The 24,863-nt window shown below is 38.5% G+C and carries 20 protein-coding genes; 11 read left to right on the forward strand and 9 right to left on the reverse strand.

Features of this window, described 5'->3' with window-relative positions; all coding sequences use genetic code 11:
• Positions 1 to 157 precede the first annotated feature (157 nt).
• The 3 genes from FD725_RS26055 (at position 158) to FD725_RS26065 (ending at position 4,278) form a co-directional block, all read left to right on the forward strand.
• Entirely contained in the window at positions 158 to 2,491 is a 2,334-nt protein-coding gene (locus FD725_RS26055) for a PAS domain S-box protein (RefSeq protein WP_179050816.1), read from the forward strand.
• Positions 2,492 to 2,531: 40 nt separating this feature from the next.
• On the forward strand, positions 2,532 to 2,981 hold the full coding sequence (locus tag FD725_RS26060) for a response regulator (protein ID WP_179050817.1): 450 nt from the start codon (positions 2,532 to 2,534) through the stop codon (positions 2,979 to 2,981).
• A 103-nt stretch (positions 2,982 to 3,084) separates the two neighbouring features.
• A complete protein-coding gene (locus FD725_RS26065; protein WP_179050818.1) occupies positions 3,085 to 4,278 on the forward strand; it encodes an ATP-binding protein in 1,194 nt (397 codons plus the stop codon).
• Between the two features lie 225 nt (positions 4,279 to 4,503).
• On the opposite strand, the gene FD725_RS26070 is transcribed toward FD725_RS26065, so the two are convergent.
• The 3 genes from FD725_RS26070 to FD725_RS26080 all read right to left on the reverse strand — a co-directional run bounded on the left by FD725_RS26070 (position 4,504) and on the right by FD725_RS26080 (position 7,186).
• Entirely contained in the window at positions 4,504 to 5,952 is a 1,449-nt protein-coding gene (locus tag FD725_RS26070) for a cell wall metabolism sensor histidine kinase WalK (protein WP_179050819.1), read from the reverse strand.
• Positions 5,949 to 6,668, reverse strand: a complete 720-nt coding sequence (locus FD725_RS26075) for a DUF4079 domain-containing protein (RefSeq protein ID WP_179050820.1) — start codon at positions 6,666 to 6,668, stop codon at positions 5,949 to 5,951. The genes FD725_RS26070 and FD725_RS26075 overlap by 4 nt, the downstream gene beginning before the upstream one ends.
• 77 nt (positions 6,669 to 6,745) lie before the next feature.
• Entirely contained in the window at positions 6,746 to 7,186 is a 441-nt protein-coding gene (locus FD725_RS26080) for a DM13 domain-containing protein (protein ID WP_179050821.1), read from the reverse strand.
• A 400-nt stretch (positions 7,187 to 7,586) separates the two neighbouring features.
• On the opposite strand from FD725_RS26080, the gene FD725_RS26085 reads away from it, so the two are divergent.
• Positions 7,587 to 9,863, forward strand: a complete 2,277-nt coding sequence (locus FD725_RS26085; protein ID WP_179050822.1) for a glycosyltransferase — start codon at positions 7,587 to 7,589, stop codon at positions 9,861 to 9,863.
• Positions 9,864 to 9,934: 71 nt separating this feature from the next.
• On the opposite strand, the gene acsF is transcribed toward FD725_RS26085, so the two are convergent.
• On the reverse strand, positions 9,935 to 11,038 hold the full coding sequence (acsF, locus tag FD725_RS26090; RefSeq protein WP_179050823.1) for a magnesium-protoporphyrin IX monomethyl ester (oxidative) cyclase: 1,104 nt from the start codon (positions 11,036 to 11,038) through the stop codon (positions 9,935 to 9,937).
• 248 nt (positions 11,039 to 11,286) lie between these two features.
• Here acsF and FD725_RS26095 point away from each other — a divergent pair, with 248 nt between their 5' ends.
• Positions 11,287 to 11,778 carry an orange carotenoid protein N-terminal domain-containing protein gene (locus FD725_RS26095; protein ID WP_179050824.1) on the forward strand — a complete coding sequence of 164 codons (492 nt, stop codon included), beginning with the start codon at positions 11,287 to 11,289 and terminating at the stop codon, positions 11,776 to 11,778.
• A 401-nt stretch (positions 11,779 to 12,179) separates the two neighbouring features.
• Here FD725_RS26095 and FD725_RS26100 read toward each other — a convergent pair whose 3' ends face one another.
• On the reverse strand, positions 12,180 to 14,177 hold the full coding sequence (locus FD725_RS26100) for a pentapeptide repeat-containing protein (protein ID WP_372726745.1): 1,998 nt from the start codon (positions 14,175 to 14,177) through the stop codon (positions 12,180 to 12,182).
• Between the two features lie 216 nt (positions 14,178 to 14,393).
• Positions 14,394 to 15,401 carry a zinc-dependent alcohol dehydrogenase family protein gene (locus FD725_RS26105; protein WP_179050826.1) on the reverse strand — a complete coding sequence of 336 codons (1,008 nt, stop codon included), beginning with the start codon at positions 15,399 to 15,401 and terminating at the stop codon, positions 14,394 to 14,396.
• A gap of 139 nt (positions 15,402 to 15,540) precedes the next feature.
• Between FD725_RS26105 and FD725_RS26110 the strand changes: the two genes are divergently transcribed.
• The 4 genes from FD725_RS26110 to FD725_RS26125 all read left to right on the forward strand — a co-directional run bounded on the left by FD725_RS26110 (position 15,541) and on the right by FD725_RS26125 (position 19,048).
• Complete coding sequence (locus FD725_RS26110; RefSeq protein WP_256871765.1) at positions 15,541 to 16,407, forward strand: hypothetical protein; 867 nt, start codon at positions 15,541 to 15,543, stop codon at positions 16,405 to 16,407.
• A 92-nt stretch (positions 16,408 to 16,499) separates the two neighbouring features.
• Positions 16,500 to 17,384: a DUF4351 domain-containing protein gene (locus FD725_RS26115; RefSeq protein ID WP_179050827.1), complete on the forward strand. Its 885-nt coding sequence runs from the start codon at positions 16,500 to 16,502 to the stop codon at positions 17,382 to 17,384.
• Between the two features lie 23 nt (positions 17,385 to 17,407).
• Complete coding sequence (locus tag FD725_RS26120; protein ID WP_179050828.1) at positions 17,408 to 18,571, forward strand: pyridoxal phosphate-dependent aminotransferase; 1,164 nt, start codon at positions 17,408 to 17,410, stop codon at positions 18,569 to 18,571.
• Positions 18,572 to 18,610: 39 nt separating this feature from the next.
• Complete coding sequence (locus FD725_RS26125) at positions 18,611 to 19,048, forward strand: secondary thiamine-phosphate synthase enzyme YjbQ (RefSeq protein WP_179050829.1); 438 nt, start codon at positions 18,611 to 18,613, stop codon at positions 19,046 to 19,048.
• A 43-nt stretch (positions 19,049 to 19,091) separates the two neighbouring features.
• Here the strand turns inward: FD725_RS26125 and FD725_RS26130 are convergent, their stop codons facing one another.
• Positions 19,092 to 19,763 (reverse strand): SDR family oxidoreductase, encoded by a 672-nt coding sequence (locus tag FD725_RS26130; RefSeq protein WP_179050830.1) that lies wholly within the window; start codon positions 19,761 to 19,763, stop codon positions 19,092 to 19,094.
• Positions 19,764 to 19,825: 62 nt separating this feature from the next.
• On the reverse strand, positions 19,826 to 20,809 hold the full coding sequence (locus FD725_RS26135; RefSeq protein WP_179050831.1) for a dienelactone hydrolase: 984 nt from the start codon (positions 20,807 to 20,809) through the stop codon (positions 19,826 to 19,828).
• A gap of 352 nt (positions 20,810 to 21,161) precedes the next feature.
• Between FD725_RS26135 and FD725_RS26140 the strand changes: the two genes are divergently transcribed.
• Both FD725_RS26140 and FD725_RS26145 read left to right on the forward strand, forming a co-directional pair.
• On the forward strand, positions 21,162 to 21,551 hold the full coding sequence (locus FD725_RS26140; RefSeq protein WP_179050832.1) for a hypothetical protein: 390 nt from the start codon (positions 21,162 to 21,164) through the stop codon (positions 21,549 to 21,551).
• A 374-nt stretch (positions 21,552 to 21,925) separates the two neighbouring features.
• Positions 21,926 to 23,722: a WD40 repeat domain-containing protein gene (locus tag FD725_RS26145; RefSeq protein ID WP_256871766.1), complete on the forward strand. Its 1,797-nt coding sequence runs from the start codon at positions 21,926 to 21,928 to the stop codon at positions 23,720 to 23,722.
• Positions 23,723 to 23,817: 95 nt separating this feature from the next.
• Here the strand turns inward: FD725_RS26145 and FD725_RS26150 are convergent, their stop codons facing one another.
• The gene (locus FD725_RS26150) at positions 23,818 to 24,816 is read right to left on the reverse strand and encodes a DnaJ C-terminal domain-containing protein (protein ID WP_179051704.1); all 999 of its coding nucleotides are present in this window, start codon (positions 24,814 to 24,816) and stop codon (positions 23,818 to 23,820) included.
• Positions 24,817 to 24,863 lie beyond the last annotated feature (47 nt).

The raw sequence follows: 24,863 nt of genomic DNA on the forward strand, positions 1-24,863 counted from the left end.
GGAGTTTTTTGGGATCTGGGTGTCAGTTGCGCTGGTGAGGCTAAGAGCGATCGCCTCTCTTCCACTGAGTAGAGTATTATTTATTTCAGAGAAGGTAGTAGTCGAAAATCAACGCTGAATCTGATCGATTTATTCCCTAAGCTTTTGACAAACTTCCATGAACAAATTATCAGAAAAACTGGTTCTATGCGGGTTTAGTTTTGCTCTCTTGCTACTGGGTAGTGTAGGATTTATCTCTTACTTAAGTATTCAAAAACTCAATACTGAAAAGCGATGGATCATACACACCTATCAGGTCATAGAAAATATAGATCATTTAAAAATTAGTTTTGCTAATGTTATCAGAACACACAATAATTATATTTTTACAAGCAGAGCATCAGAACAAGAAGATTATCAGCAGCACAAGCAGGAAATTTACCACATCCTTCAAAATATCAGAAAGTTAACGATAGATAATGTGCAACAACAAAATAGACTCGCTCATCTAGAACCACTGATTAGCAAAAAATTTTTCTTCCTTGACAAAGCAATAGATTTATCCAGCCAACAAAAATTAGACAAAGTGACTCAAAGAGTGCTAAGTGAGCAAAATATAGAGCTAAGGGGAAAAATTCAAACCATCAGTCAAGCAATAGAAGATAGTGAAAAATCTTTATTAGAACAGCGCACAAGAGAAACAGATGCGCTTTTTCAAAGAATTATAATTATGATTGGACTGGGCTATAGTGTTAGTTGTTTTCTATTGGTAGGAGTTTATCTACTTCTCCAAAAACAAATCTCGATTAATAAAGCTTTATCTCAAGATACAATCCGGTTAGAAAAACAAGCAGCTAAAGCAAAAATTGCTGATATTTTAGAAACAGTTACAGATGCTTTCGTTTCTTTAGATAGCAACTGGTGTTATACCTATGTTAATCAAAGAGCCGGGCAAATTTTTCATCGTCATCCCGCAGACTTGGTTGGTAAAAACATTTGGCAAGAATTTCCTGAAGGTGTAGGGCAAAAATTTTATCACGCTTACCACCAAGCTATGACAGAACAGCGTGTCATTGAGATGGAAGAATATTACCCACCGTGGAATCGCTGGTTTGAAAATCGAATTTATCCTTCTTCAGAAGGATTGTCAATTTTCTTTCAAGATATTACTCGCCGCAAATTGGCAGAAATCTCTCTAGAAAAGAATGAAAAGCGTTATCGCTCATTGGTAAATGCGACTGCTCAAGCTGTTTGGACAACAAATGCTGATGGGTTAGTGGTAGAAGATATGCCATCTTGGCGAGCTTTAACTGGGCAGAGTGAGACAGATATTCAGGGATGGGGATGGTTGGAAGCAATTCACCCGGAAGATAGGGAGCGCACGGCACAGATGTGGACTCAAGCAGTCGAGACGAAAAGTATTTATCAAATGGAGCATCGCATCAGGGTAGCTGATGGTATTTATAGATTTTTCTCCGTGCGTGGGGTTCCGATTTTAGATGATAATAAACACATTCAAGAGTGGGTGGGTATAAGTACGGATATTACCGAGCGTAGATTGGCAGAAATAACATTACAACAAACCAAAGCAGAACTAGAAATCAAAGTGCAAGAACGAACCGCAGAATTACAAAACATCAATCAGGAATTGAATCGCTCTAATCAAGAGCTAGAGCAGTTTGCATATATCGCCTCCCACGATTTACAAGAACCACTCCGGGCTGTGACAGGCTATACCCAGTTGCTAGCTCAAGAATATGCACAACTATTTGATGGGTCGGCTCAAGAATATTTAACTTATATTGTGGACGGGGCGAAGAGAATGCAGCAATTAATTCAAGATTTGCTGGTTTATTCTCGTGTAGGGACTCGTAGTCAAGCCTTTACCCTGACTGATTGTCATACGGCACTGGATGAAGCTATGTTTAATTTACAGCTGGCGATCGCCGAAAGCAATGCTACCATCACCCATGACTCTTTACCACAACTAGTTGCTGACAAAACCCAACTAGTGCAACTATTTCAAAATCTCATCGGTAATGCTATCAAATTTCGCCGCCAAGAGCCGTTAACAATTCATATTAGTGCTGTCAGACAAGATGTAGAGAACAAGGGGACAAGGGGACAAGAGGACAAGGAGACAAGGAGACAACGGGACAACGGGACAACGGGACAAGGAGAGAATACTGATATAAGTTCTTTCTCCCCCCATCCCCCCCTCTCCTCATCTCCCCCTCTCCTCCTCTCCCCATCCCCCCCTCTCCCCATCCTCCGCACTCAGCACTCCCAATGGCTATTCTCAGTACAAGATAACGGCATTGGCATTAAATCTCAATATTTAGAACGGATTTTTGAAATTTTTCGGCGGTTGCATACTCGTCGCCAATTTCCTGGTACTGGTATTGGTCTAGCTATTTGTAAAAAAATTGTTGAGCGACATGGAGGTACAATTTGGGCAGAATCTCAATTAGGTGTTGGTACAACTTTTTACTTCACTTTCCCAGAGGATTGATTGTAATGTATAAACTGTATGCCATACATTTAATAACTGTATGATTGACCAGCAAAGATTGCGACCAATAGAAATTCTCTTGGTAGAAGACTCTCCTAGTGATGCTAACTTGACTATTAGAGGATTTGAAAATGCTAAGATTACCAACCATTTGCATTGGGTAGAAGATGGCGAAACGGCAATGGATTATCTATACCAGCAAGGAGAGTTTGTTAATACTAAAAGACCAGATTTAATCTTGCTAGACCTGAATTTGCCGGGGATGGATGGGCGTGAAGTTTTAACTCAAATCAAGTCAGACACAAATTTAAAACTAATTCCTGTAGTTATACTGACCACATCAAATGACGAGCAAGATGTACTACGATCATATAATCTCAACGCAAATTGCTACGTTACCAAACCTATAGACATTTATCAATTTATTCAGGTTGTCCATTTAATTAAGGATTTTTGGCTGACAACAGTAACTTTACCATCAGAAACATAAATTCAGAGTTGGATTTTTCTTTGACAAAGCAGATAATGAAAGATTTTTTGAGCAATTGGGAATTAGGTAATTATCTAGCGGATAATTTATATTTATTTATTTTATGGATAAGACAACGATTCACATCTTGTTAGTAGAAGATAGTCCCACTGATGCTAAGTTACTACGTCAAGTTTTTCTACGTACAGGTGAAGACAAATGGCAGATGAGCCATGTTGAGCTATTATCTGAAGCTATCGATATTTGCCAAGCCAGTCCGCAATTATCACCTATAAAAAATGACGCAATTGCAACTATTGAACTACAGAAATTTGATGTTGTTTTGTTAGACCTCCACTTACCAGATGCAACTGGGCTCGATACATTAAAAGCATATCGTGCAGCTATACCTGATATCCCAGTTGTGGTATTAACCGGGCTAGATGATGAAGATTTAGCTTTACAAGCATTAGCCCAAGGGGCGCAAGACTATCTGGTTAAAGACCAAATTACCATGCAAAGGTTAGTCTGTGCCATTCGCTATGCTATTGAACGAGAAGAAATTTTACATAAACTCAGAGAAAGTGAAGAACGTAGCCGTCAAGCTCTATTGAAAGAACAGGAACTCAATGAGTTGAAGTCAAACTTTGTAGCTATGGTATCCCATGAATTTAGGACTCCAATGACGACAATTCGTACAGGTTTAGACCTGTTAGAACAGGGTTATGAAACTTTGCCAAAAGAGCGTCGAGCCAAATATTTTGACCGGATATATTATGCTATTAATCAAATGATTCAGCTTTTAGATGAAGTGTTATTTTTAAGTAAATCTGAGGCAGAAAAACTAAATTTTAACCCTAAGCTTGTGAATTTAGAAACCTTCTGTAATGAATTAGTAGAAATTTTTAAATTTGGCATGGGTAACCAACACAATATTATCTTTAATTCGGTAGGGGATATTACTTTAGCCACAATGGATGAAGATTTAATTAATTGTATCTTAACGAATTTATTATCTAATGCTGTTAAATACTCTCCCCAACAGAGTAATATTTACTTTGATGTGATTTGCCAGGATGACATAGTAACTTTTCGGATTCAAGACCAAGGCAGAGGTATTCCCCTCAAAGATCAACCAAATTTATTTCAGACTTTCTATCGTGCAACTAATGTAGGTAAAATTCAAGGTACGGGCTTAGGACTAAGCATTGTCAAACAATGTGTAGATATTCATCAAGGTCAAATTGATGTCGAAAGTCAACAAGATGTGGGAACAACAGTAACAGTAACTTTACCTTTACATAGTGTATCTAAATAGGGCTTGGAAGTAGGTAACAGGTAACAGGTAACAGGTAACAGGTAACAGTTTTTTCCGATTGAGTCCAATTTTTTAGAACCCAAAAATTTGATTTTTGTTTGCGAAGCCTGCGCTTACGCATACAAAAGTCAGTACACCTTTATTCTTTCTTCCCAGTCCCCAGTTCCTTACCTCTACAAGTGATTCAGAAATCAAATCGGATTACTATACTACTAAGTGCCGATATTAGTGAATGGGTAAGGTGATGGTAAATGTACTACCTTGAGTTAAAGATTTGGTCTGTCGGTCAGTGGCTACACGGCTACGGACTGTAACACTACCACCCATACTTTCTACTAGAGTTTTCACAATTGACAAACCTAAACCTGAACCGCCAGTGGAACTGCTACGAGCTTCATCGAGACGGTAAAATCGTTCAAAAATCCGGGCTTGATGTTGTAAAGGTATGCCGTAACCTTGATCACAAATTTGGATAATTGCTTCTTGTTCTTGCTGATGTAGTTTTATTGTTATAGGTGTGTCAGCATCTGAATATTTTACAGCATTATCGATTAAATTTAATAACACTTGCTTGAGACGATTGTAGTCTGCTTTCGCTTCAACTCGGTTCGTGGTAGACTCAACTGTAATTTGGCGATCGCTGTACTTTTCTGCCATGCCGACAACTTCTACAATTAAGTCATTCAGAACGCAGATTTCCATCTGAAATTGTAAATAACCGCTATCAGCTCTCGCTAAATCTAGTAAATCTTGTAACAAACGAATCGTCCGTTCTGCTTCCGCCGCCGCAGTTTCTAAAGCCTCTTGTTGGGTTGGGGTTAAGTTATTTTGCCGACGCAGTACACTTTGCAAGTAACCATGTACTATAGTTAATGGTGTGCGTAATTCATGGGAAACGTTACTGACAAATTGTCTCTCTTGCTCCCAAGATTGAAACAGACGAGACAACATCATGTTAAAAGTTTGAGCTAATTCTTTAACTTCGCTAGGTGCATTTTCTAAATAAAGTTTAGCTTGTCCTAAATCTGTGATGGAAATAACAGATGTCATTTGATTTAACTGGCGCAGAGGTTGGAGTGCTTGCCTGATGTAAAATGCAGCCAATAGAGAAATGGCGACAACAGCTAACACGCTACCAATTCCTAAATTACGCACCATTGCCAAAAATGTCGTCTGTTCACGAGTGACATCTTTGACGACAAATAATTTACTTAACCCTCTATCTCGTAATGGTAATACACCACTACGAATCACAAAATAACGCTTATCTAATTTTTTGACTTGTGGTTTTTGTGACATTTCACCTAAAGAGATCAACTCTGTGGCTGTCTCATTGGGTAATTGCTGCCAATTATTCGATTTGACAATCACTTGATTATTAGGAGTCTTTACCCATAAAAATGTATTGGTAATTGTTAAGTTATTAATTGCCTTTTGCAAGCCAGTTATTGATGGCATCATGCCACTATAAAGTTGTACATCGCGGGGTAAGCGTTGAGCAATTTCTTCCACATTTTGCTTATGGTTATTAATAAGAAGTTCCTGCATTTTCCAACTTGTCCAGATAGCAAGAGAACCTAAACTCAAAGCAGAAACCGCAGTCACAGCAATAGTTAACCGTAGGCGTAATGAATAAGGATCAATTTTTTGAGAGATTTCCCGAATTTGTTTCACTTTGGTATTTGAGGAACTGCTGTTGGACAAGTTTTATTTTGATAATTACACTGATAGATGTAAGATTCCTGCCAGCTAAGAGGAATTTCTAATAAATCTCTTGTGCCTGTAAAACCTTGACCAATAAATAAGATTAAAGCAACACAGTTTAACACTGTATGAATCAGTCGCCAGCGATTTGATCTATCTTGATATATATCTTGGACAATTGCTAAGGAAAAAATCATCAGCATGGCTGCTAGAAGACCTATATAATAATGTGATACATACCATTCATCGGTGCGGCGAAATACTCCATCTTGACAGCCCAAAATCACTAAACCAGCACCAGTTAAAGTCGCAAATATACCCCGCCACAATTTTTGTTTTGCTTGATAGAGAAATACTAAAGAACCGATAGTAAGAGCAAATATGATCATGATAAAAACTACTTGGGAAAGGTTTTGATTCCACAGTTGTTTTTTAATAATATTTTTACCAATTGGATAAGCTAAACCAATTAACACTAAACCGACAATAGAACCAGTCAGCCATTCACCTATCCGCCGATGTTCTGTTCCCACAATTGGGGGAATTTTGCTTTTACCTCCTTCTAATGTTTGTAGGCGACGTTGGCGTGTCTGCCAAGCAAAATTACTGACAATACCAATCATAGGAAACACAAAAACAACAGCGATCGCTGGATGCACCAAACCTAAAAAATCTGCTAATTCCATAATAAATGTGTGAATGGATAGTAGGAAATAGAGAGTAGAGATTGGGGAAGGAATCAGCATGACTCATCCCCATATTTTTACAAAGTTGCGTAACCGAAAGTGGCATTAAATTGCCGACACCAAATAGCTACAGATTTAAATTCTGCTAAATTGATATTGTTGGGTAAAGTGTAGCGTTGATTGCCACTTGTGTTTTGTAATCTGGCAATACTTACATAATCTTTTTCTTTAATTCCCGATATGGGTGGCTGTTCAGAACGATAGAGAATTACGTATAAATCTGGACCTTTATCAGTTTTAAAATCTTGAGCAAACTCTAGATATTTTTTTCCTTGTTCTGTAACAATAGAAACTTTTCCTTGGGTTGGATGTTCACCTGCCTGAAATTGTCCTTTTTTCGCATCAGAACTAGTGACAGTTGTTGCTGTTGTTGTTGGGGTTTGTGTAACTGCTTGATTGGTACAACCAAGAGTTAAAACACCAATTAATCCGAGCATCACGAAATGTCTGTACTTCATAGTTGAGAATTCCTGATATTTCTATCTAGAAACAGTGTAAAGCCTATGAGCTACCACAAACTTAACTGAAGCTGAGAATTACTTAAAAATTGACCTGACTAACTTTGAGGTCGTTTTTGCTTCTCAGACCTATTGACTATATATACATAATGATAAAAATGTTTTACGAAAAAAAGTCAACGTTTCCCGCCTTGCCTGTTATCAGCATCTGACTTTTCCCTGTTTCCTATTCCCTTTCATCTGTATTTTGAGTGGTTTGATCCCCAAGTTTTGGTTTTTCAGTACATATTATTTAATTTTTATTAAAAGAAAATATACTCCTGTAGATAACTTGTAACTTTTTGTAAATAAATACGTCACAATAAGCAAAAGAATTTTTGGTTATCAGGAGAATTACAAGGTGCCAAGACGCAAAGTTTCTGTGTCGAAGTGGGGTAGCCAAACTTCTATCATTGGTGTTCCCCAAAGACGTTTTCCCTTGCCAACAGCAACACTAATTTTTGTAGGTACAATTGCCTTTTTATCGGCCATCATTTTCGGATGGTTGACTGGCAATCAGAAAATTCAGGCAATTTTTACTCAGATTAATGCTTTACAAATGAACCCACCAAGCTGGTTAGAAGTGCCAGTGATGGAGAGTGAATACTTACTCTTACCTACAGTGAGTTTATTTTTTATTGTGTTAGCAGTGATGAAATTATCACCTCAACCAAAAAATTGGTCACGGCGGTTAGTTGTAGCTATCTTAATGATTTTAACGTGGCGATATTTAATATGGCGATCGCTCTCCACATTAAATCTAGTTGATCCAATTAACGGGGCTTTTAGTTTAGGGCTATTTTTGCTAGAAATGTTACTTCTATTAAGTAGCATTATTCAACTATTTTTGATGTTGAATACTAAAGAACGCCATCATGAAGCTGATACCTACTCTTTAGCTGTGATTGCTGGCAGTTTTACACCTGCTGTAGATATTCTCATTCCCACATACAATGAACCCATCATCATCTTGCGACGAACAATTATTGGTTGTCAAGCTTTAGATTACGCTCATAAGCAAATCTATCTGTTAGATGATAGTCAACGTCCAGAAGTGCAAAAATTAGCTGAAGAACTGGGTTGTTGCTATCTCACAAGACCAGATAATATTCATGCAAAAGCTGGAAATTTAAATCAAGCGATCGCTCACACCAATGGCGAGCTAATTGTTGTTTTTGATGCTGATTTTATTCCTACAACTAACTTTTTAATTCGGACTGTAGGCTTTTTTCAAGATGAACAAGTAGCCCTAGTGCAAACACCCCAAAGTTTTTATAATGCCGATCCGATAGCTTATAACTTAGGACTAGAAAATGTCCTTACCCCCGAAGAAGAAGTATTTTATCGGCAAATTCAACCGATTCGTGATGCTGCTGGCAGTGTTATTTGTGCAGGTACTTCCTTTGTGGTGCGTCGTAGTGCTTTAGCAGCAGCAGGTGGTTTTGTCACTGAATCTTTAAGCGAGGATTATTTCACAGGTATTCGGATTTCATCTCACGGTTATCGCCTAGTTTATTTGAATGAAAAATTAAGTGCAGGTTTAGCCGCAGAAAATATTGCAGCTCATGCTACTCAACGTTTACGCTGGGCCCAGGGAACACTACAAGCATTTTTTATTAAATCGAATCCCCTCACAATTCCTGGATTAGCTTTTATCCAAAGGTTAGCCCATTTAGAAGGTTTACTACATTGGTTTACTAGTGTTGCTCGTGTTTATTTCCTCTTCATGCCATTAGCTTATTCATTTTTAGGTGTCATTCCCATCAAGGCAACGGCAGCTGAGTTATTAGTGTTTTTCTTGCCTTATTATTTAGTCAATCTCACAGTATTTGCTTGGTTAAATCATCGCGCTCGTTCAGCATTATTATCAGATATTTACTCTTTAGTACTGTGTTTTCCTTTGGCTATCAATGTCATTCAAGTCATGGTCAATCCTTTCGCCCAAGGTTTTAAAGTTACACCCAAAGGTATAGTTAGAAATCGCTATGTCTTCAATTGGAGTTTAGCTTTACCTCTAATTCTATTATTCATTGCTACAGCTATCAGTTTGTGGCAAAACTTATGTATGTGCTTTTGGGTAAAAACTGTACCGACAGAAATTGCTCAACAGGTAACAGGTATCGGTGTGGGTTGGCTATGGAGTGCTTACAACTTAGTGACAATTAGTATTGCTTTATTAGTATTACTGGATGCACCAAAAGCCGATATTTATGAATGGTTTGATTTGCGAAGAGTTGCTAGAGTCAGAGTGAACCAGCAAAATTTGTGGGGTGTGACGACAATGATTTCCGAAGTAGGTGCAGAAATAGCATTAACTCAAAATGCACCGTTTAAATTAAGTGTAAATCAACCAGTTACCATAGAACTTGCTGAGGAAAATTTACGCCTGATGGGGGAGATTGTCAGTACAGAATTCCGTGATGAATTTCTCTCGATGCGAGTTAAGTTTCTGAAGGTAAATAACTATCAATATCGTCGTCTTGTGGAAATGTTGTTTTGTCGTCCTGGACAATGGAAGCGTCATAATACACCAGGAGAATGGAGTTCTTTACTATTACTATGCAGAATTTTGCTGAAACCGCGTATTTTATTTAATCGCCAAACCGATATTCGAGCGATCGCTGTTTCTAAAGTATAATCTTTGGGGATATTTACGCAGAGTCAAATCAACCTGTCAAATCAGTAAATTTAATTCTTGACAACTACTGATTAAAGCACTGTATTGCGTGTTGCTTCTGTATCAATTGGCTTGATGAGGAATAACCGCAGCATATTCCAGATAATTGCTGCGGTTGGGGCAATTCTTTGCCAGAATTGCACAAATTTGGGTTGTTGATTGCTGTTAATAGCTGCAAGTTTCAAGTTATTTTCAGAACACTGTTCTAAGCGCCAGAAAAACTCTGGATGATTGGTATTTAGGATGAGAGGAAATGCTCTAGCTGAAGTGTTGTTTGTCTCTTGAATGACTCTATTGTTGTATTTGCGTGGATGAATCCCAATCGATTCATAAAATGATGCTCGTTCAAATACTGTCATTGTATGGGTAGCAAACACAGTCAAGAGGAAGAACCGCACCCAAAGTTTAGCTTGCCAATTTTTCCATAGTTTGGGTTGCGTAGACGCGGAGCGGCTTGTCGCCAGACATCGCAATAAGGCTTTGAAAAAATCCCCATGTCGATTTTCGTCTTGACACCAACTCTCAAACTTGCGAAACAAAGGATAAAATTGGTATTCCGGATGCTCTTGCATATGTTGATGCACCAAAATATAGCGCCAGTAACCAATTTTTTCCGATAGGTAGACTGTGTAAATAATCCATTCTGGCGGAAAAAAGGTATACGTACGATTCTTGGTTAAATAGTTTAAGTCTAGAGATAAGCGCAAATCTGACATGGATTTATTCAAGAATCCCGCATGGCGTGCTTCATCTCGCGCCATATATGCAAAGGCTTCTGATAACAAAGGATTGCGGTTTTTGATGCGCCGTGATAGTTCTTTAAATAAGAGAAATCCAGAGAACTCCGAGGTACAAGAACGCTCTAAAAAGTCAATAAAGGCGCGACGCTTTTCACCAACGATGTGATCCCACGATTGCTTAAACTCCTCATCACGGACAAAATGATGGCGATTGTAATCAGCACGCAGTTCATCAACAATCGCTCTAATTTCCGCTTCATTTGCAGAAATGTCCAGATTTGCCACTGCATCGAAATCAGTAGTGTAAAACCGGGGTGTTAACAATGTTTCTTGAACAGGTGCTTTTACTCCCGATTTCAGTGTTTGAGACTCTGGGGTTGCGAGGGTATTAACCATGAGACTCCTTGATTTTATTTTATCTTTCAATAGTTATATAAGCATAAAATAATATTCTTACACATCAGTTAAATCATTGAAAAAAACATCTAAATAAAGCATCTCAAAGTCACAATTGAGCAAGATAATTTTGTTTTGAATGATTCTGCTTTTCGGTTGAGTTACTTATGTCTTTAGTAGGGTTAAACACCTCATATCTCTTTGTTACGGTAACTAGTGACATTGATTAAATAACAACCGGAATCATCATGACTTTTACTCAAACTGGTGACGCAACCATTCGTGAATATGTCCAAGCATGGCAAAAATTAGATGTAGATGAACAGCTGGCTTTGTTTTGGTTTATTTACAAAGAAATGGGTAGTTCCATTACACCAGCAGCCCCTGGTGCTAGTACAGTATCGCCAGAAATTGCTGAAGGTTTATTCAATCAAGTCAAAGAACTAAATCACGAACAACAATTACAACTGCAACGCGACTTGATTAAAGGTGTAGATAACCAACTTAGCCGTGAATATGGTTCCCTTGGCGATACCACCAAGCTACTATTTTGGTATCGTTTAGCTCAAGGTATGGAAAGCACTACCATTGTACCTTTACCTGCTGGCTATCAACTTTCTTCCCCATCCCAACAATTATTAGCAAAAATCAAGGAATTATCTTTTGAAAAGCAGATGAATCTTTTCCGTGATTATGTGTCACCAATGGGGGCTGAACCACAAGCAGGTGCAAAAATTTAGTCAGTGATTTTTGAGTTAATTGACTTGTATTCAGATATGGTGGGCAATGCTCACCTTTTTTAACCTCAGACAATAAATAAACACAGAGCAGAAAACATCATCTTAGCCCTGTGTTTAATAGGTTGCTCTTTGGGGTAGATGCACCTCAAAAGCTCGTAACGCCCTTTGCTTGATAGTTCATAATTTAAGTTGACCAATTAATGATTCCATCTGTCTTTCGACTGGTTTAAATCAGGGTTATTGACAATTTAAAATATGTCTTTCTATAGTGTTTAAATGAGAATTTAAAACTTTTAGGGAAAGGAAAGTATATTTGATATCTATCACCTTCATTTTATTCTCTCACATTTATGGTCTGCTGATTGCCGCCTTGTTGTATTACTCTTCTGTCTTCTGCTTTCTTACTTGAGATAAATCAACAAATTCAGTCCAGGAATTGTGCGAGAGAGTGTCCACAAAACTAGGGTAATGTAAAGTAAGCCTAGACTCCATTGATACCAAGCTAGTGTGGCAATAATTCCAGGGAGGTGTTCGTCTCTGAGGCGAATATCATTGAATCCTAATTTGACTAAATTATTCAGACTAAAATCATAATAATTCAACCAGTTCCAACGGCGATCGCTCAACAGAGGCATATATCTTTCTCGAAAAACTTGATTTCTGGGAATGACTGGTAAACGTCCAATTAATAATCGTAATTGTCTAAAAGTGCCATCTTCGGTAAAGTAAGAAATATCCATTAAATCGTGGTAACGACCTTGTTGATATAAGCGGATTAATAATACCAAAGGCATAGGTAGAATGATTAGCAAAATACATCCTAATGTCAGTAGAGGTTGTTCAGCATTACGAAAAATGGCTAATAAACTGAAAAACTCTAAACAACTAAAACTAATTAAGATAGCTACAGTTTCATAATATCTCGGCACAATAGCTACAGGATGAAGACGACGACAACGATCCACTAACCAAAAGATTAACCCAAAATAGGCGATCGCCACTCCTCCCACCCCAAAAACTAGCCAAAAATTTGTGCCATAGCCACTCAAAAGTAACAATACACTCAATGCTAACCAACTCCAGGCTTCTAACAACCAACTCCCAAAAGATAAAGGTTTAGCAACTACTAATTTATTACTTAACTGGTTGTAGATTTCTAAATTGATATCAGCTAATGTTAATAACTCGCTACTATTACGAAATAGTTTTACCTCTCGACGTTGGCTAATGGCTTTTGCTTGAGTATGCGAAAAACCCAATTTAATTAAACTTGCCACACTAGCACTATTAATATTTGTCCCGACTAAACCGTGGCTTAATTCTTGCAGACGCAATTGTTGTTTTGTATACTCTAGTTGATTAGCATCAGCAACTTGCTGTTGTTGGCGAAAGTTCTGTCCTAAATTTCGCAAAACATTTTGATTGCCTTGTAATCTAGGAACGACAAACGTCTGCCCAATTTGTCCGGGATTTCCTAAGATTTTGGCTTGATTAGAATTAAAAGTTAATCCAGGAACATTTAAAAATGCTTCTGGGGAAAATATCGCATCACTAAAATCTGCTTGGTTGAGAATGCTAGCACCTTGCAAATCTACTGGTTGATTAAATATGGTTTCTCGAAAAATCACAGCTTGCCCAAAGGTGGTTTCTTTGAAGGAAAGTAGCTGATTAAAATTAGCTCTGGTAAATTGAGCTTGATTAGTAAATCTCACACTGGAAAAATCTGTATTTCCTTGCCACTGCACACCATTGAATTTCACTAGCTGCTTAAAACTAGCTTGGTTGAAGTTAGTATTTTTTTCAAAAAAACTATCATGGAAATCAGTAGTTTCTTGAAACTGTGTTTGCTTAAAGTTGGCTTGGTCAAAAAACACGCTATTTTCAAAATTACTAGTTTGCCGAAAAGTGGCATTATTAAAGTTGATTGGTCGGCTAAATCTGGTTTCACTCCAGTTGGTAGGTTGGAGAAAGGTAGCATTATGAGCATCAACAGACTGAAGAAAAAACACATGGGAAAACTTTACTTCTCCATTAAAGCGAGTTTGTTCTAAAGTCAAAGCACCACGAAAGACACTCACTTCACTAGATACTGTGGAGTCAGTACCGAGTAAGGATTTACAGTCTTTAGAATTGGGTAAGGCAATTGCTAATGATTGTAAACAAACAAAGCGTAAACGCTCTAATTGTGCTTGTTCATTAGGAGTAAATATAGGGGCAATTGCTTGAGCGTAAAGAGGTGTTCTCAAACCTAAATCACTACCAATAAAATCTCCTTGAATTAAGGAGTAACTTAGGTCTATACCTAATGGTTTTGTGCCAGTTTTTTGGAGTTCTTTTCTCAGCAGTTGGTAAAAATTATCCCGAAAACTAGAATTTTCTGGACGCAAGTCAATTACCATCTGCCGCAAATCTACAGTTAAGTTACCTTCCCGCAGGGTGGGGGTATGGAGTCGCTCTTGTAATAATTCTAGGGTGAGGGGTGTGCGTTCTGTGGTTGCCCAAGCTGGAAGAGGGAAGAGGAGAAGTAAAACGCAGAGGTACGCAAAGGTGAAACGCAGAGGTACACGGAGTTGGTGCTGTGTTAGTCTGCGCTGGTTAGGGAATTTGTTCAAGTTTTATGATTCATCGCTCATCAGCAGAACAATTTTACCTGTCATTGTTCCCGATTCAATTAATTGGTGTGCTTTGGCTGCGTCTTCTAGGGGAAACTGATGACTGACGTGAATTTTCAGCTTACCTTGATTTATCCAGTCGGCACATTCTGCTAAGATTTCTCCCTGGTGTTGCTGTGCTTCGACTATGCCTAAAAGCATCGGTGTCAACATTAGTTCTAAACCGATGCGGAGGTTGCGATTTCTGGCAGTCTTCCAAACGGTGTTAGTGTCTGGTTCCAGAATCGTCACGACATCGCCATAGATGTGGACGGCGGGAAAGGTTTTGTGGAAGGTTTCGCCACCGACGGTATCAAAAGCTAAGTCTACACCTTCGCCGCTAGTCCATTCTAAGACGGCTTGAGCAAAGTCTGTTTGTTGATAGAAAATTACATGATCAGCGCCTAGTTGTTTGACAAATCGCGCCTTGTCTTGAGAACTGACTGTGGTGGAGACAGTAGCACCTTTGAGTTTAGCTAATTGAATTGCCACATGACCGACACCACCTGCACCAGCGTGAATTAGAACCCTTTCCCCTGGTTCTAATCTTCCCCGTTCATACAAGGCTTCCCAAGCAGTGATGAGTACTAAGGGTGCGGCGGCTGCTTCTGCAAAGGAAACAGATGTGGGTTTATGGGCTACGAAGCGTTCATCCACTACAGTATACTCAGCATAATTGCCTGGATGTGCGCCTAAACCACCGTGGCAAAAATAGACTGCATCCCCTGAACGAAAACGCTGTACACCAGTACCCACCGCTTCCACAATTCCTGCACCATCACATCCTAGAATGGCTGGCATTTGTTCAGGATAAAAAGTGCCGCGTTTACGCAATTTGGTGTCAATGGGGTTAACACCTGCTGCTACCAAGCGGACTAAAAGTTCGGTATTACCCAAAGTTGCTGGTTTTGGCACTTCCTGTAATTGCAGTACTTCTGGATTACCTGGTGCTGTCATTAACACCGCTTTCACAAGCTTTTCCTCCTGACTGAAATGATATTTGTCACTGTAGCGTAATCAGGTGGTTTTCTTCCGTCTGATATTAATTAGGGCCTCATCGTGTTGCTTAGTTGTCAGCGATCGCTTTATGCTGCTAGACAACTAACTGAATATGGAATTATTCTTTATGCAATTACAAAATTTGTTGAATTTTGCTAGATTTTGGTTACTTCCGAATAGGGTATTGTTCATTGCCCAAACTCCCACACCCACCCCCAAACCATCACCGTCACCAATAGCTGATGTCGAACTGCTCAAAACTCAAATCCAGTTTCTCCAAGATGCCAATACACGTTTAAATAATAGTTTTGGTAGTTTTGTCAGTGCAATTAATCTTTCGTTTGTGGTACTGACATTAATTTTAGCAGTAGCTGGAGCTATCAGCGTTTACTTCTTTAGCCAAAGTCTGAAAGAAGCACGTCAGCTAGTGCGAGAAGAAGTCGAAAAGCGATTGCAAGCATCAGTCAGTGAAATTGTCGGACAACAAGTTGATAATTTACAACAAATTTTAGAGCGAGAAAAAGTAATTGGCGGAATATCTATTGATTATGTCATTCCCCAAAAGCAACCGATAATACTAGATGATTATCCAGAAGAATATCAATTAATATTACAACGGGGTTTTCAAGTAGCCCGCATTGTTGATGCCTCCAAACGGATGAAACTTTCTAGCGATGTTGTGGTGCTAGACTTGGTAAATTATCAGTTAATTACAGAACCAGAAAAAATCAGTTTGCCAGAGTCAGAGGTCAATAAGTTAGTTGAAGAAAGAGTAGTGGAACAACTGCAAAATTTACTGAAGGTGCTTCCTAATAAATCAGTTTTAGTAGTGTATGTTCGTCCTGGCAAGCAAAGAATTAATGCCATTGATGAACTAGCACAGAAAGTTCAATATTATGCTTCAGCAAATACTCCTGTAAATTTAATTGGAACTGTGGTTGATTCTGCATATGTGGCAGATGCTTGGAAAAGATGCTAAGTGTTTTTTCGGAAATTAATATGTGTAATTGTGCAATATTTTGCTATGATAATCAGTCATTACCTTTAGTAAATATCCTGATAAATCTCTAGATGGCAGAATATGACAACCTGTGTAAAATCCTAGCCGAAAAATATCCTCAAGATTTTATTCGGTGGTTATTAAACCAAGAACCACAAACAATTAAAGTTTTAAAAACCGAATTAAGTATTGAACCGATACGCGCTGATTCAGTGATATTCTTACAAACAGAAAATCGGATTTTACACCTGGAGTTTCAAACGACAATTAAATCCAAAACAGAACTGGCTTTGCGGATGCTAGATTACTACGTTCGATTGACCCGGAAGTATCAAGTTCCTGTTACACAAGTAGTGATTTTCTTAAAAGAAACTAGTGATGCGATCGCCTTCACCACAGAATACGTGAGCGAAATGACAACTCATCGTTATCGCGTTATCCGAATGTGGGAGCAAGATCCATCATTATTTATGAATTATGTGGGACTGTTACCATTAGCACCATTAACCAAAACAGATTCAGCCCCAGCATTACTATCGCAAGTTGCTCAAAGTATTGCTAAAATTCCAGATATTGAGACTAGACAAAATACAGCTGCATACACAGAGATATTAGCAGGGTTAAAGTTTGAGCAAGATTTGATTCTGCGATTATTACGGGAGGAGACTATGCAAGAATCGGTGATTTATCAATACATTTTGCAGAAGGGACAAAGAGAAGGTGAGCAACGCGGTGAACAACGCGGTGAACAACGCGGTGAACAACGTGGTGAACAAAAAGAAGCACTGAAATTTTGTCTGTTTTTACTGGATGAACGCTTTGGTGAAATTGACGCATCGATAATTGAGCGAGTACAAGTTTTAAAGAAAGAACAGCTAGAAGCATTAGGTAGAGCTATTCTGAGATTTTCATCACTATCTGATTTAGTCAATTGGCTAAATCAACAAATAGTTTGATAGTCAGGCAAATAATTAAATTCATGACTAAATTTATTTCTCGGATGCAGGCGGTGCAGTCACCGATTATTCCGGTGGTTGGGGAACTGATTAAAAACTCGCCAGGAACCATTTCTTTGGGACAGGGTGTGGTTTTTTATCACCCACCACCAGAAGCGATTGAGCTTTTACCAAAGTTTTTGGCTGAACCTACAAATAATTTGTATCAAGCAGTTGAGGGAATTCCCCCCTTATTGACAGCATTGAGTGAAAAATTGTCAACTTTTAACAATATAGAAATTAACGATGATAACTGCATTGTCGTAACAGCCGGTAGTAACATGGCTTTCATGAACGCTATTCTGGCGATTACTGCTCCTGGTGATGAAATTATTTTGCATACACCTTACTATTTCAATCACGAAATGGCGATCGCTATGGCTGGTTGTCGTGTGATATTAGTAGAAACAGATGCAAATTATCAACTACGTCTAGATGCGATCGCTCAAGCTATTACACCCAAAACTAAAGCGATCGTGACAATTTCGCCCAATAATCCTACAGGTGTTGTCTATTCTCAAGAGTTACTTCGCCAAGTCAATAAAATGTGTTGTGAGCGTAAGATTTATCACATTAGCGACGAAGCTTATGAGTATTTTACCTATGATGGCGTAAAACATATTTCCCCCGCATCATTTGGCAATAGTGATTACACGATTTCTCTGTTTAGTCTTTCCAAAGCCTACGGTTTTGCTAGTTGGCGTATTGGCTACATGGTAATACCTAAACATTTACTAGTAGCTGTGAAAAAAGTCCAGGATACAATCTTGATTTGTCCGCCTGTGGTTTCTCAGTATGCTGCATTGGGAGCATTACAAGCAAAACCAGAGTATTTAACCACAAATATTGGAGCGATCGCCCAAGTAAGACAAATAGTACTCGATTCCTTCACCCAACTACAAGGCCTATGTACCATTACCCCCGCTAGTGGCGCTTTCTACTTTTTTCTCAAAGTACATACCGAAATCGATGCTTTTGCATTAGTCAAACAACTCATTCAACAACACAAAGTTGCAGTTATTCCCGGTACAACTTTTGGCATGAAAGATGGTTGCTATTTACGAGTTGCTTATGGTGCGATGCAACAAGATACAGTTACTGAAGGTATGGAAAGGTTAGTACAGGGTTTAAAAACGATCTTATGCTAGTGCTAGTTTTTGATAATTCTATTACCTCCATAAATCACTATGCCAATCATTCACAAAATCATCGAAATTGAAACTGAAGCCGGGATTAATATTTATAATATCACGCCTCATATTAAAGACTTGCTTGCAGATACATCAGTTATTAATGGTCAAGTGCTAGTATTTTCTCGACACACAACAACTGCATTAGCTATTAATGAAGATGAAATCAGACTATTAGAAGATATAAAAGTGTTCTTGAGAAAACTAGCACCTGAATCAGCAAAATATCTGCACAATGATTTGCATTTAAGAATTGTCCCAGAAGATGAACCAATGAATGCTCATTCACACTTAATGGCGATGATGCTAACTACGAGTGAAGTCATCCCAATTATCGATGGCCAACTAGCTTTAGGAACTTGGCAATCAGTCTTATTTTTTGACCTAGATGGGCCACGCAAAAGAACTATACTACTACAAATTTCTGGAGAGTAGACAAAAATAATCAACCTACTCATCCATATTTTCCCATTCTTGTTTAATCTAATTTAAACTCGACAAACTCTGTTGGTGTAAATAATTTATTTTTGTCTATAGCAGACAAAATTTTGTTATTAGTCAGATCAGAATTCAGACATTTAATTACTAATTGTGCTACATCATCACGAGTGATACTACCAACAATACTATTATCTACTGTTAGCACTCCATTTCCTGTAGGCGCTTCTGATTGGAGTCCCCCAGGACGGATAATTGTATAGGTTAATCCACTATTAATCAAATGTTGTTCAGCTTTATGTTTTTCGACTAAAACTGGTTCTAGAACTGCTAAAACTTGAGGAGAAACAGCTTTTACACTATCTCCAGTACCAATAGAAGTTACTAGGATAAATTTTTGCACACCAGCTTTGATAGCCACATCAATCAAATTTCTATTGCCAGGATAATCTGGTTTTTCTGCATCTGTAGGTAAGCCACCAATGGTACTAATAATAGCGTGAATGGGATCATCTGTTAATATTGCACGTTCTACATCAGCTAAATTCAAAGCATCACCCAAAACTACTTCAACTCCCATAGCTGCTAATTCAGCACGAGATGTTTCACTTCTGATCAGTGCTTTGACTTTGATATTTTGCTTAGTTAAATAATTAGCGATCGCTTTACCAACACCCCGACTAGCTCCAGCTATTAAAACATAATTTGTCATGTTGTTTTCTCCCAGACAAAATGAATCATCAAATAACAACGATACTTGTTATATTGTAACTCCTACTTACACTCAAAAAATCTGATCAAAGGATGAGAATTATGCAGTAATTGCTCAAGTTGCTGATGGGATTCTGTTTGGTTACGGACATGAGCATCAATAAATAAGGTAATAATTTCCGCCAGTAACCCACGAAAATCTTCTTGGGGTTTAGTGGCAGAAAAATCAACAAATGGTAAAGCCAATGTAGGATCTAATATATCAACAATAGAAAAATGATTTGCTCCATCTAACATGAGTAAATAACTGTCACACCTGCCTCCAGTAATTGCTGCTTGAAAAGTCCGGATGATAGGGGTAATAGAATCTCTTGTACTAAATCCAAATAGAGGGCTACCATTGGCAATTATCCCATCACAAGTTCCGCCAATCATTAATAGAGGTAAAGAGTCTGGTAGAGGTAAAATAGTATCAATTTCATAACCTAATATAGCTGCTCCACCTGTATGTGCAGCGTAAGCAAACGATGCTACTACTTGCGGAAAAAAATTAGGTTGAGCATTTTCTATAGCTAATCTCCCACCTTCAGAATGACCACCTAAAATAATTTTTTGTAGGTCGAGTGTCCCTGCTAAAATACTTGCTGTTTGTAATTTTTCTAGTTGAGTGAGTATTGCTGGCAAAGCTGAAGCTGTGGGAACAGTACCATACACTTGCGGTTGGCGATTTTGCCAATTAAAGCCAGGAGTAAAATTAATCATTCCCGGTAAACTTTCAGCAATCCAGTTAAATAGTATGACAACTAATCCAGCTTCAGCTAATTTCACTGCTAACCATTGATATTGTCGAGCATCGCAGTTAAAGCCATTAAAGAAAATTACCACGGGGAAAGGAGCTTTTGTTAAATCAACAGGTAAAATCCCCCAATTTTTTGCTAAATCATCGTCTGAGCTAATAGCCGGATAAAAAATTTTCAGGTGAAGAGTATCATAAGGAGATACCGCATCATCAATTTTAATAGCTTCTAAAATAGCTTGAATGGTCATTAGTCATTAGTCATTAGTCATTAGTTATTTTGCTTTACTCTCTTCATCTCTTTCTAAGTACCTGTGCAGAAATATTTATATATTTTTCCGTCAAACTGAAATCGCTCTATCCCATACCTATTGCCTATTGCCTATTGCCTATTGCCTCTTAACTGTTTTTAGTAGTGGGAGTGGGTTCGTATATTGCCTATTGCCTATTGCCTATTGCCTCTCCTAAATAGATAATTTATTTTGCACGACTACTTATCTATCTCCAATCCTTTTAGTAATTATACTTAACCCATTTGTAGGAGGGAATTTTTTAGGTAATTATGCGAATGTAGTAAAGAACTCATTTATCTGAGTGTAAATTATGGGTAAGCGATCGCCAGATTATAATACAACATCTCAAGATTTTAAACTCACTGCTACAAGCAAGATTTGGGGAACTACCGTTGCTATCCTCGCCCTTTGCATTCCTCTATCAGCAGTAACTCGTAGTGGCGCTCTTTTACCTTTAGCTGCTATTGGTGGCGCAACAGCCGGGACTTTTATGATCTGGCGTTCTGATGGGAAAAAATCTCAAGCTCACTATTTATCAAGAGCGCAAGTAGAACTTTTGGAGCAAAGAATTGCCAATTTAGAAACAATCATTAGTCGTGATGAGTTTGAGATACACCAAAAAATTCAACATTTGGAGTCTGGTGATACTTCTAGTAACCACACACAATTTACTACATCAAAAAAACAAGCTCAAGATTGACCAATATATATCATTTATTACAAATTACCGATATAAACTCTAGTTTTCAGAACGTGAGAACGTTCTTAAATCATTTTTTGCCAGTTTACTCAAACTTAAAGCCTATCAACTCTCTCAAATCATACTCTTCTTTAGACAGATAACTGTTTTCTAGAAACAGTATCTGTTTGTGAAGGTTGGTTAGAATTGATGGACATCATGGAAATTTCCCTAACCCAGTCATTCTCATCACAGCTACTAATCCTATCTATCTACATCCTTTGTGCGAATTTCTGCTTGTGATTGTGTTCTATGAGACTGCGAAGATTACGGAATTTTTAATTGAATAGACGTTATAAACTTGATTAATTGCATTGGTATAACTTACCTTGAGTATGCAAAATTGTGCCGCAGAAATGCAGATGGATTGGATAAGCTTACTCAAAGCTCAACAAGCTGATTTCCTTCAACGAGTGAAAAAACCCAAGACTTACGATTTATCTTTATTAGAGAGTCAAGTCAAAGGTTGTCACACCGAAATTATGGCTTTTTGGGGAGACTCTTTAGCCAAAATTCTGGAATCTTCCCGTCAGCAAGCAGAAATCCTCGCTAAAAATCCGCCTCCCATCCCGCCGGAATATCCCGAACCTCCTGACTGGACGATACCTTTTCCCACGTATTTCCAGCAGCAAGCTGAAGATTATATTCTGCGAGAGCAAATAGTTGAGCGGATTATCACCGAACGGCTAGGTAAGTTACTGAAAAAGTTACCCCAAGATACCTTACAGAACATGGTGTTAGATGACGAAGGTAACTTACGCGGTGAAAGCAAATTTACATATTTGCTAGCAGATAACCCCAAAGTCCGAACTCAAGTTTATGTAGCTGATGGAGAAAGTTTTAATGGTATTAAGAAAGACAAAATTAAATGGTCAGTAACTCAAGATGATTTACGTAATCATCAAGTATTAATTTTTCTTTGTTTATTCTATCCATCTACAGGTAAACTAGGCTACGAAAAACAAGCAGTAATTGCCGGCTTTTTACCGACAAATCAAATTTCTCTGACTGAGCCAAAACTGCATTTTACTCCCAGTAACTTGTTATATGCAGGCGGCTTGAGTTGGTATTTAGAATCATTAACTGTGAAAAAAGATGGGAAAAAAGACTTATTGCCTATAGTAGTTGAGAGAACAATCCCAGAGACAATTCAAACAGTCTCCTCAGAACATCCCCAAAAAGAAATTATTGGTGATTGGGAATGTTGGCAAACATTGAGAGGACACACCAGAGGCGTTAATTGTCTATCTTTTAGTTGTCAAAGTAGTGATGAAATTCCCATATTAGCTAGTGGTAGTCGGGGTGAAACAAAACTCTGGGATTTGAGTCAAGGGGCATTAATCGAAACATTATCAGAGTATCCTTGGGTATTATCTGGACTAGTAGATGAGGTGAATTCTTTAGCCTTTAATGCTGATGGACAACTATTAGTTAGTGGTGGTGTAGATTCCACAATTAAAATTTGGCATACAGGCGCACTGGATCTAATTGATATTTTACATAAACATAACGGTGTAGTGCGGTGTGTTGCTTTCACTCCAGATGGCAGGTTGCTAGTAACTGGTGGTGATGACAGGAGAATTTTGTTTTGGGATTTAATGCACCGTCAGGTAAAAGCTATTTTGTCTTTAGATGATACAGCTGCTCATTCTTTAGTTTTGAGCCGGGATGGGCAAACCTTGGTTACAGGTAGCTATCGCAAAATTAAGGTTTGGCAAACTTCAGGTTCATGGCTGGGGAAAAATCTCAAAGATGCAGAACCATTACACACGCTGATGGGTCATGGTCATATTGTCCGTTCTTTGGTGATGAGTAAAGATGGTCAATTACTGATTAGTGGTAGTTGGGATCAGACCATAAAAATCTGGCATTTAGCAACTGGCCGATTAATTCGGACTCTTAAGGGACATACAGATAAAGTATATGCGATCGCCTTAAGCCCTGATGAACAAATTATCGCCAGTGGTAGCGCTGACCAAACCATCAAATTATGGCATCTAGAAACAGGAGAGTTACTAGCTACATTTATCGGTCATACTGATGTCGTCACTGCCCTCACCTTTACCACTTCCGGCGAAATCTTAGTGAGTGGCTCTTTAGATAAGACAATTAAGATATGGCAGAGAAGTTAGGCGTAATTTCTCAACCTGATAGTCTTGATTATGCTCGAAATTGAGTGTATTGAGCGATCGCTCCATCATTTTCAGTGCGATCGCTATCATAAACCCTAACCCAGTAGATCAGCACGGGGTTTAAATGTTTCCATTTGTCGCAATTTTTCGTAAAGTTCTCGTTCTTCTTGGCTAATACTTTTTGGTGTAACTATTTGAATTTCCACCAATTGATCGCCTCGTTTACCATTTTCCCCTGGGTAGCCTTTATTTGCCAGTCGGAAGCGTTGACCAGACCTAACGCCTTGGGGAATGGTCATTTTCACTGGGCCATCCAGGGTAGGCGCTTCTACCTGTCCACCCAAGACGGCTTCGCTGGGGGTAACTGGGACTTGGCAGAGGATATTTACACCTTCTAATTTAAATAATGGATGAGGTTCAACGGTAATTTTTAAATACAAATCGCCGCCACCGATGCCTTGGTTGCGTAGGCGGATAGTTTGACCTGTAACCATAGCTGGTGGCATTGTAACTTCTAGCGATCGCCCATCTTCTAAACGAATGCGTTCATTACCACCTTGATAAGCTTTTTCTAATGGTAAGGTTAATCTCGCTTCAATATCTCGACGGGTGGGACGGGGGGGATTTTTGGGAACTGTGTATTCAACTCGGCTTTTAGGCGAACGAAAGGGATCGGTATTAGTGCTAGTTGTGGAACCATTTCTCGTATCTTTGCGGCTACCCACCCCAATCACTTGATTAAGGAAGTCTTCAAAATTCGCAAATTGGCTGGGGTCTACATTTTGGTTGCCGTTGCGTTCTCCAGTCCGACTATCACCCCAACCTTTAGCTTTAGGAGTTTGTTTGGGAAAACCTTTTTGCTGCCAATAACGGCTAAATTGATCGTATTGCGCCCGTTTAGCTGTATCAGAGAGCATTTCATAGGCTTCGCCGATAGTTTTAAATTTTTCTTCTGCTTCTTTGTTGCCTGGATTCAGGTCTGGGTGATACTGTCTAGCTAACCGTCGATAATTCTTTTTAATTTCCTCATTAGTAGCATCTTTAGATACTCCTAAAATCTCATAATAATCACGAAAATTCTGCAAATTTTGCATAGTCATTTATTGAACTTTTAAATTTGAGATTTTGGTAATTTCTAGTT

Origin of the sequence: Nostoc sp. TCL26-01 (genome assembly GCF_013393945.1) — a bacterium.
Classification (GTDB): domain Bacteria; phylum Cyanobacteriota; class Cyanobacteriia; order Cyanobacteriales; family Nostocaceae; genus Trichormus.

Excerpts from the sequence above, each read along its gene's own strand:
- FD725_RS26150 (WP_179051704.1), bottom strand. The coding sequence starts at position 24,816 with ATGCAAAATTTGCAGAATTTTCGTGATTATTATGAGATTTTAGGAGTA.
- FD725_RS26100 (WP_372726745.1), bottom strand. The coding sequence starts at position 14,177 with ATGGTAATTGACTTGCGTCCAGAAAATTCTAGTTTTCGGGATAATTTT.
- FD725_RS26075 (WP_179050820.1), bottom strand. The coding sequence starts at position 6,668 with ATGGAATTAGCAGATTTTTTAGGTTTGGTGCATCCAGCGATCGCTGTT.
- FD725_RS26115 (WP_179050827.1), top strand. The coding sequence starts at position 16,500 with ATGGCAGAATATGACAACCTGTGTAAAATCCTAGCCGAAAAATATCCT.
- FD725_RS26145 (WP_256871766.1), top strand. The coding sequence starts at position 21,926 with ATGCAAAATTGTGCCGCAGAAATGCAGATGGATTGGATAAGCTTACTC.
- FD725_RS26060 (WP_179050817.1), top strand. The coding sequence starts at position 2,532 with ATGATTGACCAGCAAAGATTGCGACCAATAGAAATTCTCTTGGTAGAA.
- FD725_RS26125 (WP_179050829.1), top strand. The coding sequence starts at position 18,611 with ATGCCAATCATTCACAAAATCATCGAAATTGAAACTGAAGCCGGGATT.
- FD725_RS26110 (WP_256871765.1), top strand. The coding sequence starts at position 15,541 with ATGGAATTATTCTTTATGCAATTACAAAATTTGTTGAATTTTGCTAGA.
- FD725_RS26055 (WP_179050816.1), top strand. The coding sequence starts at position 158 with ATGAACAAATTATCAGAAAAACTGGTTCTATGCGGGTTTAGTTTTGCT.
- FD725_RS26065 (WP_179050818.1), top strand. The coding sequence starts at position 3,085 with ATGGATAAGACAACGATTCACATCTTGTTAGTAGAAGATAGTCCCACT.
- FD725_RS26095 (WP_179050824.1), top strand. The coding sequence starts at position 11,287 with ATGACTTTTACTCAAACTGGTGACGCAACCATTCGTGAATATGTCCAA.
- FD725_RS26080 (WP_179050821.1), bottom strand. The coding sequence starts at position 7,186 with ATGAAGTACAGACATTTCGTGATGCTCGGATTAATTGGTGTTTTAACT.
- FD725_RS26140 (WP_179050832.1), top strand. The coding sequence starts at position 21,162 with ATGGGTAAGCGATCGCCAGATTATAATACAACATCTCAAGATTTTAAA.
- FD725_RS26130 (WP_179050830.1), bottom strand. The coding sequence starts at position 19,763 with ATGACAAATTATGTTTTAATAGCTGGAGCTAGTCGGGGTGTTGGTAAA.
- FD725_RS26120 (WP_179050828.1), top strand. The coding sequence starts at position 17,408 with ATGACTAAATTTATTTCTCGGATGCAGGCGGTGCAGTCACCGATTATT.
- FD725_RS26135 (WP_179050831.1), bottom strand. The coding sequence starts at position 20,809 with ATGACCATTCAAGCTATTTTAGAAGCTATTAAAATTGATGATGCGGTA.
- acsF (WP_179050823.1), bottom strand. The coding sequence starts at position 11,038 with ATGGTTAATACCCTCGCAACCCCAGAGTCTCAAACACTGAAATCGGGA.